Source organism: Bacteroides ovatus (assembly GCF_001314995.1).
Lineage (GTDB): Bacteria > Bacteroidota > Bacteroidia > Bacteroidales > Bacteroidaceae > Bacteroides > Bacteroides ovatus.
On the sequence record NZ_CP012938.1, the window covers coordinates 5055122 to 5073202 of the forward strand.

9 protein-coding genes are annotated in these 18081 nt (G+C 43.5%); 6 read left to right on the plus strand and 3 right to left on the minus strand.

The window, feature by feature from the left end; all coding sequences use genetic code 11:
• Positions 1–32 precede the first annotated feature (32 nt).
• The 3 genes from Bovatus_RS19080 to Bovatus_RS19090 are packed head-to-tail and all read right to left on the minus strand — an operon-like array spanning position 33 to position 4529.
• On the minus strand, positions 33–1190 hold the full coding sequence (locus Bovatus_RS19080; RefSeq protein ID WP_052587971.1) for a glycoside hydrolase family 76 protein: 1158 nt from the start codon (positions 1188–1190) through the stop codon (positions 33–35).
• Between the two features lie 52 nt (positions 1191–1242).
• A complete protein-coding gene (locus Bovatus_RS19085; RefSeq protein WP_004299911.1) occupies positions 1243–2193 on the minus strand; it encodes an endonuclease/exonuclease/phosphatase family protein in 951 nt (316 codons plus the stop codon).
• A gap of 53 nt (positions 2194–2246) precedes the next feature.
• Positions 2247–4529, minus strand: a complete 2283-nt coding sequence (locus Bovatus_RS19090) for a GH92 family glycosyl hydrolase (protein ID WP_004299912.1) — start codon at positions 4527–4529, stop codon at positions 2247–2249.
• Positions 4530–4739: 210 nt separating this feature from the next.
• On the opposite strand from Bovatus_RS19090, the gene Bovatus_RS19100 reads away from it, so the two are divergent.
• The 6 genes from Bovatus_RS19100 to Bovatus_RS19125 all read left to right on the plus strand — a co-directional run bounded on the left by Bovatus_RS19100 (position 4740) and on the right by Bovatus_RS19125 (position 18046).
• Positions 4740–8780, plus strand: a complete 4041-nt coding sequence (locus Bovatus_RS19100) for a hybrid sensor histidine kinase/response regulator transcription factor (protein ID WP_004299913.1) — start codon at positions 4740–4742, stop codon at positions 8778–8780.
• A gap of 188 nt (positions 8781–8968) precedes the next feature.
• The gene (locus Bovatus_RS19105; RefSeq protein WP_004299914.1) at positions 8969–10150 is read left to right on the plus strand and encodes a LamG-like jellyroll fold domain-containing protein; all 1182 of its coding nucleotides are present in this window, start codon (positions 8969–8971) and stop codon (positions 10148–10150) included.
• An 18-nt stretch (positions 10151–10168) separates the two neighbouring features.
• Positions 10169–11416, plus strand: a complete 1248-nt coding sequence (locus Bovatus_RS19110) for a SusE domain-containing protein (RefSeq protein WP_004299915.1) — start codon at positions 10169–10171, stop codon at positions 11414–11416.
• 14 nt (positions 11417–11430) lie between these two features.
• On the plus strand, positions 11431–12822 hold the full coding sequence (locus Bovatus_RS19115) for a glycoside hydrolase family 76 protein (RefSeq protein ID WP_004299916.1): 1392 nt from the start codon (positions 11431–11433) through the stop codon (positions 12820–12822).
• A gap of 36 nt (positions 12823–12858) precedes the next feature.
• Complete coding sequence (locus Bovatus_RS19120; protein WP_004299917.1) at positions 12859–16104, plus strand: SusC/RagA family TonB-linked outer membrane protein; 3246 nt, start codon at positions 12859–12861, stop codon at positions 16102–16104.
• 13 nt (positions 16105–16117) lie between these two features.
• Positions 16118–18046 carry a RagB/SusD family nutrient uptake outer membrane protein gene (locus Bovatus_RS19125; protein WP_004299918.1) on the plus strand — a complete coding sequence of 643 codons (1929 nt, stop codon included), beginning with the start codon at positions 16118–16120 and terminating at the stop codon, positions 18044–18046.
• Positions 18047–18081: the final 35 nt, after the last annotated feature.

Consider the following 18081-nt stretch of genomic DNA (forward strand, 5'->3'; position numbering starts at 1 on the left):
ATTGATTATGAAAGTGTTGCGGAGAAGAAGTGTTAAATCTCTGCAAAGAATTCAATAAGACAGGCATTGTCGAGCAGCCATTTATACTGTTCCTTGTTGTGTCCCGACCAATCCCTGCCTAATAATCCGTTTTCATCCCGGTAGTTTTCCCAGGCGTGAAGCGCATTTTCCACCATCGCATTGACATACGCCGGATTCTTGTCAATCTTATACAGAGCTTTCAGTCCTCTGAATAAGATCACGTTAAACCAGGCCATGTCTTTATGCACTTTGACAGTCGGGTCTTTCTTGTCGGCTTTTGTGCGGAAAAAGGCATCTGTTCCTGCGGCTGTTTGCTGTGCATCGTGCAAATACTGCTCATCTCCCGTTTCCTCATAGAGCAATACACCCGCCTGAATCATCTGTCCACTGTTGTAGGCGTACTTCTCTTTGGAAACTTTCCCTTTCAGGTTGATGTTATCCCAGTAAAGATGGTCGGTAGGGTCGCACAGATGCTTTTTCGTCCAGGCATACGTCTCTTTTGCTTTTTCGAGGTATTTGGCATCCTTCGTCAGCCGGTACAACTTGACACCGAGCACAGTAGACGGTGCATTGGAACAAGTATGCTTCGCTTCCTTCTGCTGTTCACACCAAAAGATGCCACCGCCTATCTCATCGCTCCATCCACTGTAGATATATTGATACAATGCAACGGCTTTTTCCAAAGATGCAGGCTTGTGAGTCAGTTGGTAATAATCGCAGTAATCCAGTGCAATCCAGATGTTATCGTCATAATAACGTCCGTGCTGCCCGTACTTGGTGGGGTATGACTGATAACAGGCCGGCAAGCGACTGTTATCCCAATACTGCTCCATTCCCGGTAGAATTCTTTTCTCGAGAATCTTTTTGTACTTCTTGTTTCCGGTCGCTTTGTATAAAGCCACACAACCCGACATCATCCCGGAATACGGCCATAGAAAAGAAGCCTTCAGCGTTCCGTTCTGCTGCGTTCCGCCCGCCAGATAAGTAATTTTTTGGTCGGGATTGACAGGATACGTTTCTGTTAGTAGTCCGTCATTCGTCTGATAGAGATTCAATACATTAGATAGAATCGAGTCGGCAATAGAAAGATAACGGGTATTTCCCGGTGTCTTTCCCACTGCGGAGGTAAGGCAAAATAACATACAGGCTACAAAACATATATTTCTCATAGGAATATCGGGTTGTGTGGTGAAACTTTCAGGTTATAACTAGATACAAAGATTATTTCTGCTGACGCTGGTCGAACTCCAGTTCCACCTTTACGGGGAAATGGTCTGAAGGAGTGCGCGCCTGATAAGTCTTGATGTCGATTTCTTCCGGGCAATCGTTCGCCTGCTTCTTTTCTCCCTTGCCTACGATGCTGCGGTAAGTATCAGTCAGCACACCATATCTTTTCACTTGGAAAGACGGAGAAACGAATATATGGTCGATACGGCTTTCCGTAAAGCTGTTCGGGTCGAAGTTGTTGAACGTGCCGTTGATAGCATAGCGGAAGCCGGCCTTCTCGTAAGAGTCGCACAACACCCCTTTGCTCACAAAAGCATCATAAGACTGGTGGGTCTGGTCGACATTGAAGTCTCCCGTCAGGATAGCCGGAAGCTCTTTGCCTTTGCCAAGTTCTTTCATCTTGTCCTGTACGAGGAACGCACTTTCCACGCGTGCTTTCTTGCCGATATGGTCCATGTGCAGGTTGAAGAAAAGGAATTCGAAGCCGGTATCTTTGCATTTGAAGTGTCCCCAACTGCAAATACGCGGCAACACGGCATCCCATCCTTTGCTCGGCACGTCGGGAGTTTCCGACAACCAAAAATCACCTTTCTCTATCACGTCAAACTTGTCTGTGCGATAGAAAATAGCAGAATGTTCACCTTTCTCTTTGCCGTCGTCGCGACCTACACCGATATAATCATAACCGGGTAATGCTTCTTTCATATCTTTCAGTTGATGAATAAAGCACTCCTGCGTGCCGAAAATATCGAAATCGTGGTATTGCACTATTTGGGCAATGACCGGATAACGTTGTCCCCAACCGTTTCCGTTGATTGAATCGCCACCGTTGGCGTTTCTCAAATTGTAGGAGGCAACGGTGATAGAAGTAGGCTGATAGTTACTTTGACAACCGCAAAAGACGATCGCAACAAGGGCAATTAGTAAAAGGTTTTTCAGTTTCATGTTTTTATAGTTTGTTTGGTAGATAATTCATTGATCTCCAAAAGTACAATATTTTATTCAAACGAAAGAGAGTAAGGTACATCTTTTTCTGTGGTTCCCCGTTGTTTATTGGGTACGGGGCTCATTTGAAATTGAATATTAGCACCTTTAATCAGCTGGTCATGTGTAAGGAAATTACGGGTTTGTGATTTCCCGTTTACTTTCATTTCCTTGATGTAGCGGTTGTCAAGCTGGTTGTTATCTGCCTTGATTGTGATGGTCTTTCCGTTCTCCAGATGTAACTTCGCTGATTTGAAAAGCGGGGTTCCTATGATATATTCATCCGTTCCCGGGCAAACCGGATAGAAACCGAGTGCGGAGAATACATACCAGGCGGAAGTCTGTCCGTTGTCTTCGTCACCGCAATAACCGTCGGGACCGGCGGTATATAGCTTGTTCATAATCTCACGTATCCAGTATTGGGCTTTCCAGGGCTCGCTCGAATAGTTGTAGAGATATACCATGTGCTGAATAGGCTGGTTGCCGTGCGCATATTGCCCCATGTTCATTACTTGCATTTCACGCATTTCGTGAATCATGCCGCGGCTTTCCATTCCCAGTTTACCCGGGATGACAAAGACGGAATCCATCATCGCGTTGAATTCTTTCTTGCCTCCCATCAGGTTGATAAGTCCTTGCGGGTCGTGGAATACGCAGAAGCTCCAGTGCCAGCTATTCCCTTCGCAAAATTCACCGCTCCAGTCCACTGCATCGAAATTCGGATTGAATACGCCTTTGTTGTCTTTGCCAACCATCAGTTTGCGTTCCGGATGATAGACATTTTTGTAGTTCAGCGCGTGTTTCTTATAAATGTCGATTTCGCTCTCCGGTTTACCGAGTTTCTTGCCTAATGTATAAATTGCCCAGTCGTTATATGCATACTCCAGTGTACGTGCAACGTTTTGTCCTATGCCGATATTGTTGGCAACATATCCCAGTTGGTTGTAAGACTCGTAACCGAGACGCCCCGAAGCAGTCCCGCGAAGATGTGCATTTGCTCCATGCTTCAATGCTTCCCAAAGAGTTTCGATATCATATCCTCGCAATCCTTTGATGTAAGCGTCGGCCACTACGGAAGCCGAGTTGTTGCCTACCATACAATCCCGATGTCCCGGGCTGGCCCATTCCGGCAGGAAACCGCTTTCCTTGTAAGTATTTACTAGTCCCTCCTGCATCTTTTGATTCATTGACGGATACATCAGGTTGAGGAAAGGGAACAGGCAGCGGAACGTGTCCCAGAATCCGGTGTCGGTAAACATATAACCGGGACGCACTTCGCCGTTGTAGGGGCTGTAATGCATGACTTGTCCCTTAGCATCTATCTCGTAGAAACTGCGTGGAAAAAGCATGGAACGGTATAAACAGGAATAGAAGGTGCGTAAATTATCGATATTATCGTCTTCTATCTCTATTTTACTCATTTCACGGTTCCAAATCTCTCTTCCGTTCGCTACCAGTTGGTCGAAACTGTTTTTGCCAAGCTCTTTGAGATTCAACTCCGCCTGTTCGGGGCTGATAAAGGAGGAAGCAACACGTGCGTGTACGATTTCTCCCTTTTTCGTGGCGAATCCGATCACGGCCCCTGTGTGGTTTCCTTTTGCTTCTGTTTCATTCGGAAGAATGTTGTTTTCGAAAACTGTGGAAACGAATGTGAACGGTTTGTCGAATTGAATCACGAAATAGTTTTTGAAGTTTTCCGGCACACCGCCGCTATTCTTGGTTGAATAGCCGATAATCTTGTTTTCTTCCGGAATCACTTTCACATAAGAACCTTTGTCGAAAGCGTCTACAATCACGTAGGCATTCTTTGTCTCCGGATACGTGAAACGGAACATGACGGCACGCTCCGTAGGAGCAAGCTCGGTTGTTACATCATGGTCGGCAAGGTATACCTTATAATAATAAGGTTTGGCAACTTCCGCTTTGTGAGAGAACCAACTGGCACGTCGGTCTTGATCGAATACCAGTCCGCCGGTGATAGGCATGATGGCAAACTGCCCGTAGTCGTTCATCCAGGGACTGGGCTGATGTGTTTGTTTGAATCCCCGGATTTTGTCGGCATCATACGTGTACGCCCAACCGTCTCCCATTTTACCGGTCTGCGGTGTCCAGAAATTCATTCCCCACGGCAATGCCGTAGCCGGATACGTGTTTCCGGTAGACAGTTCAAACTTGGATTGAGTGCCCACCAGTGTGCTGACATAGTCTACCGGATTCTTAACGGCAGAAGATTGCAGGCTGTACAACACGGCACCTCCAAGAAATAGCAAGTGTTTAAATGAAAAATGTGTTTTCATGAACAAATGAATTTATTGATTTGAAAATAATTTCTACGACGAAAATAGGGAGAAAAGGAATGTGCTTCTAGTAATAGAGGGGCTAAATCGCCTCTTGTCGCTGAAGTTAACTACTCTGGCACGGAACTTTACTTATATTCCGGCCAAAAAAAAGCTCGGAATGTTTTTTTGTTTACCTTTGTCATATAGCAAATCTAAGAATAATACACTATGGGAAAACAGTCGGTTTTTATTCTATTCTTTTTTCTTAATCTGTTGATACATAACGCTTATGCTTATAATTTGAAGCAAGTTGCAGATAAAGAGTATATGTCTAATAGTTCGATTACATCTCTGTGCCAGGATGAGCGTGGATTGATGTGGATTGGGACCTGCGACGGGCTGAATATTTATGATGGACAGGAGATTGAGGAATTTAAGACTCGTGACAAGGAGGATTACTTATCTGGTAATCTGATTGACAATATTGTGTATACGGGCGAAGATATTTACTGGATTCAAACCTACTATGGGCTGAACCGTTTGAACCGGAAAACCAATACAATCACTCACTATAATGAATTTCAGAAACTCTTCTTTATGAATAAGGATAGTCATGGTAATCTGTTCATTATCCAGGATAGTAACTGCATTTATTATTATCATAAAAAAGAAGGAGTCTTCAAGAAAATCAATATCACGGGAATCCCGATTTCCGATATCGTAAACTTCTTTATCGACGGTAACAACCGGATGTGGGTAGTCATGAAAGGATATAACCGCTGTTATGATATACAGCAGGAAGCCGCATCGGGAGATATCACCCTGTTACCCCAGAAAACGAACCTGATTTATCAGACTTCCTTGATTTATTGTTTCAATGACGAGCAATCTCTTTATTACATAGACAAGGAATTTAATTTCTATGCTTTCCATATTCCGACCCAGAAGAATGAGTTTATTGCCAATCTAGGTAAAGAAATACAGGAACGTGGCAAAATTTCTTCCATCGTTCATTATCATAACAGCTATTTTGTGGGCTTTTTGATGGATGGTATTCTGCTGTTGGAGAAACAGAAGGAGACGAATCATTATCAAATTCAGTCGTTACCTATCAACAGCGGTGTATTCTGTCTCAAGAAAGACCGTTTTCAGGATGTTGTTTGGATTGGTACCGACGGGCAGGGTGTTTATCTTTATTCGAACCCGCTTTATTCTATCAAATCAATGGTGCTTAGCAATTATACCGAGAAAATAGAACGCCCCGTGCGTGCCATCTATCTTGATGATGAACGTACTTTCTGGGTGGGAACCAAAGGAAACGGAATTCTTAAAATCTATGATTACGAATTCGATAAAAACATCTCCGACTGTCGGGCGGAGGTGTTGACTACCTCTAATAGTGCTTTGAGTAGTAATGCCGTTTATTGTTTTGCCAAGAGCCACCGGAATTTGCTTTGGATAGGAGACGAAGAAGGATTAACTTATTATTCATATCGGGAAAAACGTATCAAGAGTATACCAATACGGATCGGTAACGAAGATTTCAAATACATCCATGACATTTACGAAACAGCAGATTCCGAACTGTGGCTGGCGAGTGTCGGCATGGGAGTGGTGAAAGCTCGTATTGCCGGAACACCGGACAATCCGGTGATTGTGGATGCGCAACGTTACATCATCAATGACGGCGAACTGGGATCGAACTATTTCTTTACTATTTATGCGGAGAATGAAGCCAACCTGTTGTTTGGCAATAAAGGATATGGGGTATTCCGCTATAACGAAACGACGAATGGCCTGGAACCGGTGTCTACTCACAAATACGAAAACATGACCCTGAATAATATTCTCGCTATCAGTAAAGACAGCAGCAATAACTATCTTTTCGGAACGAGCTACGGATTGATAAAGTACACATCGGAAACCTCTTATCAGCTCTTCAATGCCAAGAATGGTTTCCTGAATAATACCATTCATGCAATTCTTAGAAACTCGTCCGACGACTTCTGGTTGAGCACCAATCTTGGATTAATCAATTTCGATACGAAAAGGAATGTCTTTCGTTCATACGGTTTTGGAGATGGTTTAAAGGTGGTAGAGTTTAGTGACGGAGCCGCTTTTCGGGATTCCCAGACTGGTACTCTGTTCTTTGGCGGAATCAATGGAGTCGTAGCTATCCGGGCGGATGGCCGTCCGGAGCAGCTTTATATGCCTCCTGTTTATTTTGATAAGCTGTCTATCTTCGGTGAACAATACAATCTGGGCGAATTTCTCACCCGGAAAAAAGAAACTGAAGTCTTGAATTTGCAGTATGACCAGAATTTCTTTTCTGTTTCATTTGCCTCTGTGGATTATCTGAATGGTAATAACTGTACCTATTTCTATAAACTGAAAGGATTGAGTGACCAATGGGTAAACAATGGTTCGGAAAGCGGAGTCTCTTTTACGAATATGGCTCCCGGCGAATATACCTTACTGGTGAAATATTACAATAGTGTTTTTGATAAAGAGAGTGATGTCTATTCTCTGGTGATTCGTATAGGTGATCCGTGGTATGCTTCCTGGTGGGCTTATTTGATTTATGCCCTGTGTCTGCTTTTACTGGCAGCCTTGCTGATACGTTCCTTTATCCTGCGCTCCAAACGTAAAAAGCAGGAATTGCTGAACGAGATAGAGAAACGCCATCAAAAGAATGTCTTTGAGTCCAAACTTCGTTTCTTTACTAATATCGCACATGAATTTTGTACTCCGCTGACTTTGATTTATGGTCCTTGCGGACGAATCCTTTCATCGAAGGGACTTAGTAAATTTGTCGTGGACTACGTACAGATGATTCAGACGAATGCGGAGCGTCTCAACAACCTGATTCATGAGTTGATCGAATTCCGTCGGATTGAAACGGGAAACAGGGAAGTGCGGGTTGAGTCATTGAATGTGTCTTCCATTGTGAAAGGAATAGCCAAAACGTTTGTTGAAATGGCTAAATCCAGAAACATCACTTTCTTGAGCAAGATACCCGAGCAGGTGATGTGGAACTCGGACAAAGGATTCCTGAATACAATTATTATTAATCTGATTTCTAATGCCTTTAAATATACTCCCGACGGACAGAGTATCAAGATTGAAGTGGATACGAGCCGGGAAAATATGCTGGCTCTTCGTGTAGCAAATGAAGGAAGTACCATCAAGGAAAAGGATTTTCAGTATATTTTTAATCGGTATGCCATTTTGGATAATTTCGAGAATCAGGATGAAAAGAACTTTTCACGGAACGGACTGGGGCTAGCCATCTCTTATAATATGGCAAAGTTGCTGAATGGTACGTTGAAAGTGGAAAATACTCCTGACGGATGGGTGATGTTTACACTAACCTTGCCGGTCGTGAAACTGACTACCGGAGTGTCGGAAACCAAGCGGCTCACAGCGGAATACATCCCTAAGATAGATACTCAATCGATACTGAAACTTCCCCAGTATGAGTTTGATAAGATGCGTCCTACGCTTTTGGTTGTCGATGATGAAATCGAAATGCTATGGTTTATTGGAGAAATCTTCTCGGCTGACTTCAATGTGGTAACCTTGCAAGATCCTGAACGGCTGGATCAGGTGATGAATGAGGTTTATCCGAATGTGATTATCTGTGATGTCATGATGCCGGGAATGGGTGGCATTGAACTGACCAGGCGGATTAAATCGGTGAAAGAGACGGCGCATATTCCTATTATTGTGGTTTCCGGACGGCACGAGATGGAACAACAGATGGAAGCCCTTTCTGCCGGTGCGGAAATGTATATCACAAAACCGTTTAGTGCGGAGTATCTTCGTATCTCTGTCTGTCAGGTGATAGAACGGAAAGAGGTGTTGAAAAATTATTTCAGTTCGCCGATCAGTTCTTTTGAAAAGTCGGACGGGAAGTTGACGCATAAAGAGTCGAAGAAGTTCCTTCAGTCGGTTTTGAAGATTATCAATGATAATATAACGAACAAAGATTTGACTCCGCGTTATATCGCCGATCGACTGGCAATCAGTCCCCGGAGTCTTTATCGGAAGATGGAAGAGATAGGAGAGGATAGCCCGACCGATCTGATTAAGGAATGTCGTTTGCACATAGCGAAAGATTTATTGCTGACCACTAAAAAGACGATTGATGAAATTGTATTCGATTCGGGATTCTCGAACAAAGTTACTTTCTTTAAGGTGTTCCGTGAAAAGTATGAGTGCACGCCAAAAGAGTTTCGGATGAAACATTTGGAAGAGGTTCAGCAGTAGCCTGTGGCGGGAATTTTTAAAGAAAAAGAAGAAGTAAATATCCGTGTTAATATAGTAAATATCCGTGCCAAAAGGTAAAAAAGGATAGTTAATTTTCTTTTGGTAGAGTTTAGTGATTTTATCTTTGTCTCATCGAAGTTTTTAAGTAGATAAACTTGAAAAGTATTAATTTATTAATCTTTAATCTAATGAAAAGGAAACTTAGTTTTTTATTTCTTTCAGCATTGACCATTCCATTTTTTATGGTATCGTGCAGTGATGATAAAGAAGAACAGGAAGTGAAACCGGCAACAGATCTGGTTGTCGATAATAATTCGGTGACACTACTACAAGGAGACGAAATTACGGTGAGTATCACCTCCGGTAATGGCGATTATTATGTGAAGCCATTTGATGAAAACGTGGCGACGGCTACAATCAATGGTAATAAGGTGACTATTAAAGCTACCGAAAATAGCCAGTTGGAAGAAAATAACCGTACGGAAACTACTATATTAATAGTAGATGGACGTAAGAAAGTGGCTAGAGTGCTGGTTCGGGTAGCAAAACTCTGGGATTTGACGGTAGATGCACCGGAAGAAGGTTTTGACCTTTTTATCGGTGAAAAGAGACTGGTGAAGATTTTGACCGGTAACGGAGATTATCAGATTTCCATACCGGAAGGTGCTGATAAGTTTTTGGAAGTGGGTGAACTATCCGGACAAGTTATTCCGTTGACTGCCAAGTTCGAGACTGGAGCCGATCCGGTAAATATTACGATAACAGATAAGAATGGTAAGAGTGATCCCCGTTTCCGTAGTCAGCAAACTATTTATTGCGATGATTCGGAAGGTGGACGTAAGACTCCGGGTAAATGGTATCATATAGCCATTGTATATGATGGAACGAAATCAAGTACTAAAGAGGCTTATAAAATGTATATAAACGGGGTGAGAGAAACGTTGACTCCTGCAGATAACTCTTATGAGGATTGTGCCCCTAATTCATCTCTCAATCTGACAGATGTAGGTGGAAATGATAAAGCACTGTTGATTGGACGTTCCGGAGATTCATATCGGGTAGGATATTGCAAAGTTTATCAGGCACGGATGTGGAAGAGAGCGTTGGACGAAAGTGAAATTAAAGCGAATATGTGCAAAATCCTTAATGCAGAAGAACACTCTGACTTGATGGGATATTGGGTATTCTCGAAAGGTGTCGGAGGTACTACAGTTTTTGAAAATTGGGGAAATGGCGGCAGCGGATTGGATGCGCAAGTTTGTTTGCAGAATATAAGCGAAAATAAACCTGCCTGGGGAGCGGAACTTCCTGCAACTTATAATGGAGATAAGAGCCGCTTTGAACCAATTGAATGTCCTCATTCATACTAAAACTAGGAATATAATAATATGAGAAACAATATGATAACAAAAAAACTAATCAAATTTGCCCTGCTGTTTTTTCTTATCGGACTGACGGCTTGTGACAATAAACTGAATCCGGGATTTGATCCGGATGATTATGAACCGATTGTTCCGCCTGAACCTGTTAGAACAATGGATGCAATGGCTAGTGGCGAGCGAGTAGTACTTTCGGGTGCTTCGTTGACGGATATTGTTCTGAAATGGACGCCTACCGAGAAACACGGAAATACAGTATATCGTTATGAAGTATTGATTGATACGATCGGGGGAGACTTTACCAAACCGGTAGAAACGATCTTTTCTGACAATAACGGTTTGGAATCGCAGTTGACTTTAACCCATTATCAGGCAAACACAATAGGTAAACTGGCTAAATTCCGTTGCAATACCAACGGCACACTGCGTTGGAAGGTGCGTGCTTATTGCGGATTGGATCAGGCTCTTAGTAGTCTGGAAGGTTATTTCGTAATTTTTATGATGGACGGCATTGATGATATGCCTTCTGAAAACGAGCCGGTTTATATCACTGGCGTGGGCACGGAAGATGATGGTGATGAAGCGGAAGCACAACAAATGCTCCGTCAGAATGAAGGAATCTATCAGACTTTCACTCAATTGAAAGCCGACCAGCCATTTATATTTATGTCTACTGTAGAAGGTCGCAAATGCTATTATTATGTAGACGACAACGGAGTGTTGCGTGAGCGTAATGATGGTGAAGACTATACAGTTACGGTTCCTCAATCAGGCATCTACCGGATTACCATCAATATGGGTGAACAAACGATCAGTTACGATGAAATAGGAGCTGTATATCTTTATAACCATTCGGGTGGGTATAGACAGGATTTCAACTATCTGGGATATGGCAAATGGGGTGTGAAGAATTATACTGCCCGGAAACAAACGGAAAGTTGGGCAGGAAGCGGTGAAACCCGTCATAGCTTTAAGATGGAAATCAACGGAACAACCTACCGTTGGGGACATAAGGAGAAAGATAAAGGGCAACCGAATCTGACTACCGACAACAGCTATTATAATTTATATCAACTGGCATTGGGCACAGATCCATGGGATTACAGTTTCCGTTTCTGCGACGAATTACTGCAATGGGGCGAAAAGCAGGGAAATGTCTATTATGCTACGGTGAAAACCGATGTAACCCTCTATTTCAATGCTGAGTTTGGAACGTACACCCACCGTTGGGTAGCTTCGGAAACGAATGAAGATTAAAACTGAATAATAATATGAAGAACTATATAGTATCATTATCAAAAAGAGCTTTGTTGTTAAGTGGTGCACTGGCAATATTTACAGCTTGTGACGACGGCGATCTGGGAGACATCTACAAAGGTAATTCATCCGGTGAATATGTGTCGGATGTGAACTGGACAGATGCAGCCGACAAAAGTACGGGAACTTATATCAAATATTTCTATGAGAATGCCAGCGGACGGGATACCTTTTGCGGAAGCATTTACTGGGAAAAACCGAATACACCGGAAACCGGAGAACCGGCAAGCACGGGCGGTAGCGGCGGATGGTCGCAGGGACATGCATTGGACATCGTGATCGATGCTTATATCCGTCACGCAAACAATCCCGAATATCAAGCTCATTTGTATGAAAACATCATGAAACCTTTCCTGCCGGCTTTTGATGACTGGAATGAACATTGCGGTTATGGTGGCAAAGACTTCTGGAATAACTTCTATGATGATATGGAATGGATGGCACTGTCTTGTCTGCGGGTTTATGAATTGACTGGCGATCAGGATTACTACAGTGCGTTGATGAAGATGTGGAACCATATCAAGGGAGCGAAGAATGACTATAAAGGGGTAGGAGGAATGGCATGGAAAACGGATGCGCCGGCTTCACGTATGTCTTGTTCCAATGGTCCCGGTTGCCTTCTGGCTATGAAATTGTATCAACTTACCGTTAAGGAGGCTAAAGATGGCTGGGAAGAGCAGGCTGCTTATTACCTGAACTTCGCCAAAGAGGTATACAACTGGATGACGGCTTATCTGTGTGATATTTCCACCGGACAGGTATATGATAATCTTAGTATTAAAGATGACGGAACACCGGGAGATCCTGATAAAGTAGCCTTGTCTTATAATCAGGGAACATTTATGGCGGCTGCCCTGGAGCTGTACAACGCTACAGGTGAGGATGAATATCTTCGTAATGCGGTTGCTTTCGGCTCTTACCAAGTGAATAAGAAGATGGATTCCAACTATCCGGTATTCAGTGGTGAAGGAAATTCGGGAGATAATCTTTTATTCCGTGGAATATTTGTTCGTTACTTCCTGGATATGGTGAAACAGCCGACTAACAGCCTTTATCCGGAAAAGACCAAGAATAAGTTTATCGCTGCATTGCGCAGCTGTTCTGATGTGCTTTGGACGTTGGCTCATCCCGAAGGCTATTATGTGTGGGAGTACGACTGGGCAAAAGCACCGACCTTTGGTAATCGCGATAACAGGGAAGATCGCCTGACAATCTCCTTGAATGCGGAAGTCCCGGGAGCAACAATGATTGAAATCCGTGCCCGTTATGAAGACTGGGTGCAAGGTAAAGCAACGGAAAAGGCCAACTGGGTCGGACCGGATTTCGGTAAGAAAGCAGAGGAATAAGATTGATTTATTACACATAGAAAATCGAAAAGAAAGATGATACATATAAAAAGAAATATTTGTCTGGTGGCTGTTTCTTGCACTCTTCTTGCAGGTATACCTTTGCAGGGTGTGGCGCAAACGGGAAGAACGGCAAAGGTGCAGGCCACACAAAGTAATAAAATAACAGTGTCGGGTACGGTATTGGACAAGACGACAAATGACCCGTTGATCGGTGTGTCTGTTGTCGTGAAAGGGGTGGCCAATGCAGGTACGATTACCGATATGGATGGTAAGTTTACATTGAAGCTGCCTTATGCGGAAGCTCCGTTGGTGTTTTCTTACCTGGGTTACCAGCCACAGGAAATTGTTCCCGGTGCAAAGAAGGAACTGACTGTCTTACTACAGGAAGATACGAAAGCCTTGCAGGAAGTGGTTGTGGTAGGTTATACCAAACAACGTAAAGAAACGATGATCGGTTCTGTTGCTACCATCACGACAAAAGATCTGACGCAAAGTCCTACTGCCAATATCAACAATGCGCTTGCCGGACGTCTGCCGGGGTTGATTGTAAACCAGTATGCGGGTGGTGAACCGGGTGTGGATCAAAGTGAATTGTTTATCCGTGGTAAGGCAACTTACGGTAACCAGAGTGCCATTGTCATTGTCGATGGAATCGAACGTGACATGAGTTACCTCGCACCGGATGAAATTGAAACATTCACTATCCTGAAAGATGCTTCCGCCACTGCCGCTTATGGTATCCGTGGTGCAAATGGTGTAATCGTTATTACTACCAAACGTGGTAAGGCAGCGGAAAAGGCAACCGTGAACCTGAAAGCCTCTATTGGTATTAACCAGCCGATCGGTTTCCCCGAATATTTAGGCTCTGCCGATTATGCAACTTTATATAATGAAGCCAGATTGAACGATGCCAAGATGACGGGCGCAGACATCAGCAGTTTGAACCTTTTCTCTCAACAGGCGATTGACAATTTCCGCCGTGCGAAAGGAGACAACTCCGATGGTTTGGGATATGACTGGGATTATTATGATTTTGCCTTCAAACCCGGTTTGCAGGAAGATGTCAGCCTCTCCATTCGTGGAGGTACGGACAAGGTACGTTATTATGTATTGGCCAATTACTTTTCACAAGGCGGTAACTACAAATATTCGAATGCCGGTGAATATGACTCGCAAACCAAGTTCACCCGTTACAACTTCCGTTCGAACATCGATATCAACATTAATCGTTATTTGAGTACCCGTTTGGATTTGGGGGCCCGTATTACCGACCGTAATGCACCGGGTACAACAGCCGGTCGCCTGATGACCATCTGTGCTACCCAGCCTCCATATCTGCCCATCCTGGTGGAAGAAAATGCGCATCCGCAGAATGAGGAATACATTCAGCAAAATCCTCGTGGAATGCTTTATGGTGACAATATCTACCGTTACAATCTTCTGGGTGAATTGAGCCGTACCGGTTATCTGAATGAAAAGAACACGTATCTGAATGGTAGTTTTGCCATGAATCTGGATATGGAATTTCTGACGAAAGGATTAAAAGCGGAAGTGATGTTCTCTTATGATGCTTCTGAAGGACGCTGGATTAATCGTAAACTGGATACTTACAAAGACGGTTATCGTGAATATCCGAAATATGCGACGTTTATGCCGATCGAAGGTTCGGATGCTTATATGGCAGGCGGACACTATACGGGTGCTTACAAAACGGGTAACAAATATGATATTGACCAGACTATTGGCAACGGATTCAGTCATAACGCTTCTGACGGACGTACTTATATACAGGCACGTTTGGATTACAACCGTTTGTTTAGCAACCGCCACGAAGTGACCGCCATGTTATTGGCAAACCGTGGTAACCGTACTGTTAACAATGAACTGGCTTATCATAGCCAGGGTATCACCGGACGCTTTGCTTATTATTATAATCAGAAGTATCTGATGGAATTTAACTTCGGTTACAATGGTTCCGAAAACTTCGCTCCGGGCAAACGTTACGGGTTCTTCCCAGCTGGTTCAATCGGTTGGGTAGTCTCTGAAGAGGAATTTATGAAAAAGGCTTCCTGGATTGACTTCCTGAAAGTAAGAGCCTCCTATGGTTTGGTAGGTAGTGACAACGTCAGCAGCCGTTTCCCATATCTGGCTTTCTACGGTGGTGGCAGCGGTTATGATTTCGGTAATAACTTTGGTACGAATGTAGGCGGTACTTCCGAAGGTAATCTGGCTAATGCGAATCTGACTTGGGAGAAAGCCCGTAAACTGAATGTCGGTATCGACTTTACTACCCTGAACCAACGTTTGGCATTGACGATAGATGCATTTTATGAATATCGTTTTGACATTATTACAGATATGAATAGTGACGGTATCATGGGATATCCGGATATTGTAGGTAAAGATGCAGCTTTACAGAATCTGGGTGAAGTAAGCAACCGCGGTGTGGATATCGAATTGAGCTGGAATGATAAGATTGGAAAGGATTTCCGTTACTATATTCGTCCGAACCTGACTTTCTCCCGCAACCGTTTGGAATATAAAGCGGAAGTTGCCCGCAAGAACTCCTGGCGTAAAGAAACCGGTAAACGTTTATACGAAAACTTCGTCTATGTGTTCGATCATTTTGTAGCCGATCAGGAAGAGGCTGACCGTTTGAACAAGATCGGTTATCAGCCGTGGGGACAATTAATTCCGGGAGATGTTGTTTATAAGGATTTGGATCGTAACGGAGTGATTGATGATGAAGACCGTACAGCAATGGGAAATCCGCGTAGTCCGGAACTGATGTTCGGTATTCCTTTCGGTTTCCAGTATAAGAACTTTGATTTTAGTGTATTATTGCAAGGTGCGACAAAATCATCTATTCTGTTGAATGGGGCTGCTGTATTTGACTTCCCGCAATTTGAACAAGATAAGATCGGACGTGTGAAGAAAATGCATCTGGACCGTTGGACACCGGAAACGGCTGCTACTGCCAAATATCCGGCATTGCATTATGGAACACATGATAACAACAAGAATGGAAACAGTAGTTTGTTTTTGTATGATGCTTCCTACCTGCGTCTTAAGAATGTGGAAATTGGTTACAATGTATCACCCAAATTATTACGTAAATTCCATGTGCAACAGGCACGTATCTATGTACAAGGTCTGAATCTGTTGACTTTTGATAAACTGGGTGATGTGGATATAGATCCGGAAACGAAATCCGGAGACGGAGCTTCCTGGTATCCTATTCAAAAGGTATTCAATTTTGGTATTGATATAACATTCTAAATAAGATAGAAATATGAAAAAGTTATATAGATTTTCAGCAATTGCTTTATTGGTCCTGCCGTTGGTCTTTACTTCATGTAGCGATTACCTGGATCGGGACGATGATGATAATATTACGGAAGCGGACGTTTTTGCCCGTTACGAAAAAGTGAACGGACTGGTTTCCGACGTATACGCGGCTGCAAAGAAAGCAGACCGTCCGCTGGTGTTCTTTGAGCACTTCAGCAACAGTGCCATTACGGACGAATGTGAAGGAACCAACGTAGAGGGAAACATTACGAATAACTTCAATAACGGTGCCTGGAACCCGAATTCTTTGCCCGGTAGTGTAGGGCAATATTGGGAAGCTCTCTATGAAGGAATCCGTAAAGCGAACCTGATTATAGAAAATGTACAGAAGTATAATACGCCCGACAACCCACAGCAGGATGGTGATCTTCGCAACCGTATCGGTGAGATGTATTTCATGCGTGGTTATTTCCACATGCTGTTATTGCGTATGTATGGCGAAGCTCCTTATATTGACCGTGTGATTAATGCCGGAGATAATATGGACTTCAAGAAAGAATCTGTTCATTCGATGGTTGAAAAGATTGTGACAGATGCGCAAACTGCTTATGGCATGGTTCCTAATAAATATGTGAAAACTTCCGAGAATTTTGGTCGTGTGGATAAGGGAGCCTGTCTGGGATTGATTTCTTTTGTTCGCTGGGTAGCGGCTACTCCGTTGTGGAACGGTGCTTCTCAATATGGATACAACTTGCGTCGTGTGTTTGAAAATGAGTATGCTTATGATGCTACTCGTTGGAGAAAAGCCAAAGAAGCGGCTAAAGCCGTTCTGGATTTCGAAGTCGGCGGAACCAAGCGTTATTCTCTCTATACGAAACATGATGCAAATGATTTCAAGGATCCGGCTGACGGTAATCTGAATGACAGCCGTGTATATGCTCGTTTGTGGGATATGTTTTATGATATGGATGCCTTTGCCAATGAGTATGTGTTCTTTATGACGAAGAGCAAGGATCAGGCATGGCAGGGTGATATTTATCCGCCCAGCCGTGAGGGAAGTTCGCGCCAGCAACCGGTGCAGGAACAAGTGGATGAATACGAATATATCGTAGGTGATTATGGCTATCCGGTATATTCGGCAGAAGCCCGCAAAGGTGGCTATGATGATACTAATCCGTATGTGAAAGGTACTCGTGACCCGCGTTTCTATCGCGATGTAATTTATCACGGAGCTCCTTACCGTAATAATAAGAACGAGTCGAAAACGATCAATACGGCGAGTGGTTCCGATAAGATTGGTGCTACCAATGCAACTACTACCGGTTATTATTTACGTAAATTCCAACAGGAGTCATGGAACAAATCCGGTAACTTCAGTATCAATGCGCCCGCCATCTGGCGTCTTCCGGAGTTTATTTATATTTATGCAGAGGCTTGTAATGAATTGGGCGAGGATATCGATGAAGCTTATAAATTGGTGAATACGGTTCGTGAACGTTCTTTTATGAAACCGATGCCGCCGGAAGTAAAGACTAATCAACAGTTGATGCGTGAATACATTCAGCGCGAACGTCGCGTGGAACTTTTTTATGAGGGAAAACGTCCGTGGACTTGCCGCTTGTATTTGGAACCCACCAGTAAGGAAGAGCTAGCAAAGGAAAGCCTTTGGAAATCGAGCGGGAGTGACAATTCAAAACGTACACAGAAATACTGGGCTGCCAATAACGGTGCATTGCCCCGTTGCCAGCGAATGATTAACGGAATGCGTCCGGTGCAGGATGAGAATGGGGCCATTACGGTTGACGGTGTGAAATATAGAATGGAGCGTTTCTGCGTGGAAGAACGTACGTTCTCTATTCAGCATTATCTGTTCCCGATTCGCCAGAGTGAGTTGCAGAAGACACCGACCATTGAACAAAATCCCGGATGGTAAACCGGTAGGAATGTATAACTTTAAAAAGAAAATCA

Coding starts and splice junctions, on each gene's coding strand:
- Bovatus_RS19080 (WP_052587971.1), bottom strand. CDS start 1,190: ATGAGAAATATATGTTTTGTAGCCTGTATGTTATTTTGCCTTACCTCC.
- Bovatus_RS19085 (WP_004299911.1), bottom strand. CDS start 2,193: ATGAAACTGAAAAACCTTTTACTAATTGCCCTTGTTGCGATCGTCTTT.
- Bovatus_RS19090 (WP_004299912.1), bottom strand. CDS start 4,529: ATGAAAACACATTTTTCATTTAAACACTTGCTATTTCTTGGAGGTGCC.
- Bovatus_RS19100 (WP_004299913.1), top strand. CDS start 4,740: ATGGGAAAACAGTCGGTTTTTATTCTATTCTTTTTTCTTAATCTGTTG.
- Bovatus_RS19105 (WP_004299914.1), top strand. CDS start 8,969: ATGAAAAGGAAACTTAGTTTTTTATTTCTTTCAGCATTGACCATTCCA.
- Bovatus_RS19110 (WP_004299915.1), top strand. CDS start 10,169: ATGAGAAACAATATGATAACAAAAAAACTAATCAAATTTGCCCTGCTG.
- Bovatus_RS19115 (WP_004299916.1), top strand. CDS start 11,431: ATGAAGAACTATATAGTATCATTATCAAAAAGAGCTTTGTTGTTAAGT.
- Bovatus_RS19120 (WP_004299917.1), top strand. CDS start 12,859: ATGATACATATAAAAAGAAATATTTGTCTGGTGGCTGTTTCTTGCACT.
- Bovatus_RS19125 (WP_004299918.1), top strand. CDS start 16,118: ATGAAAAAGTTATATAGATTTTCAGCAATTGCTTTATTGGTCCTGCCG.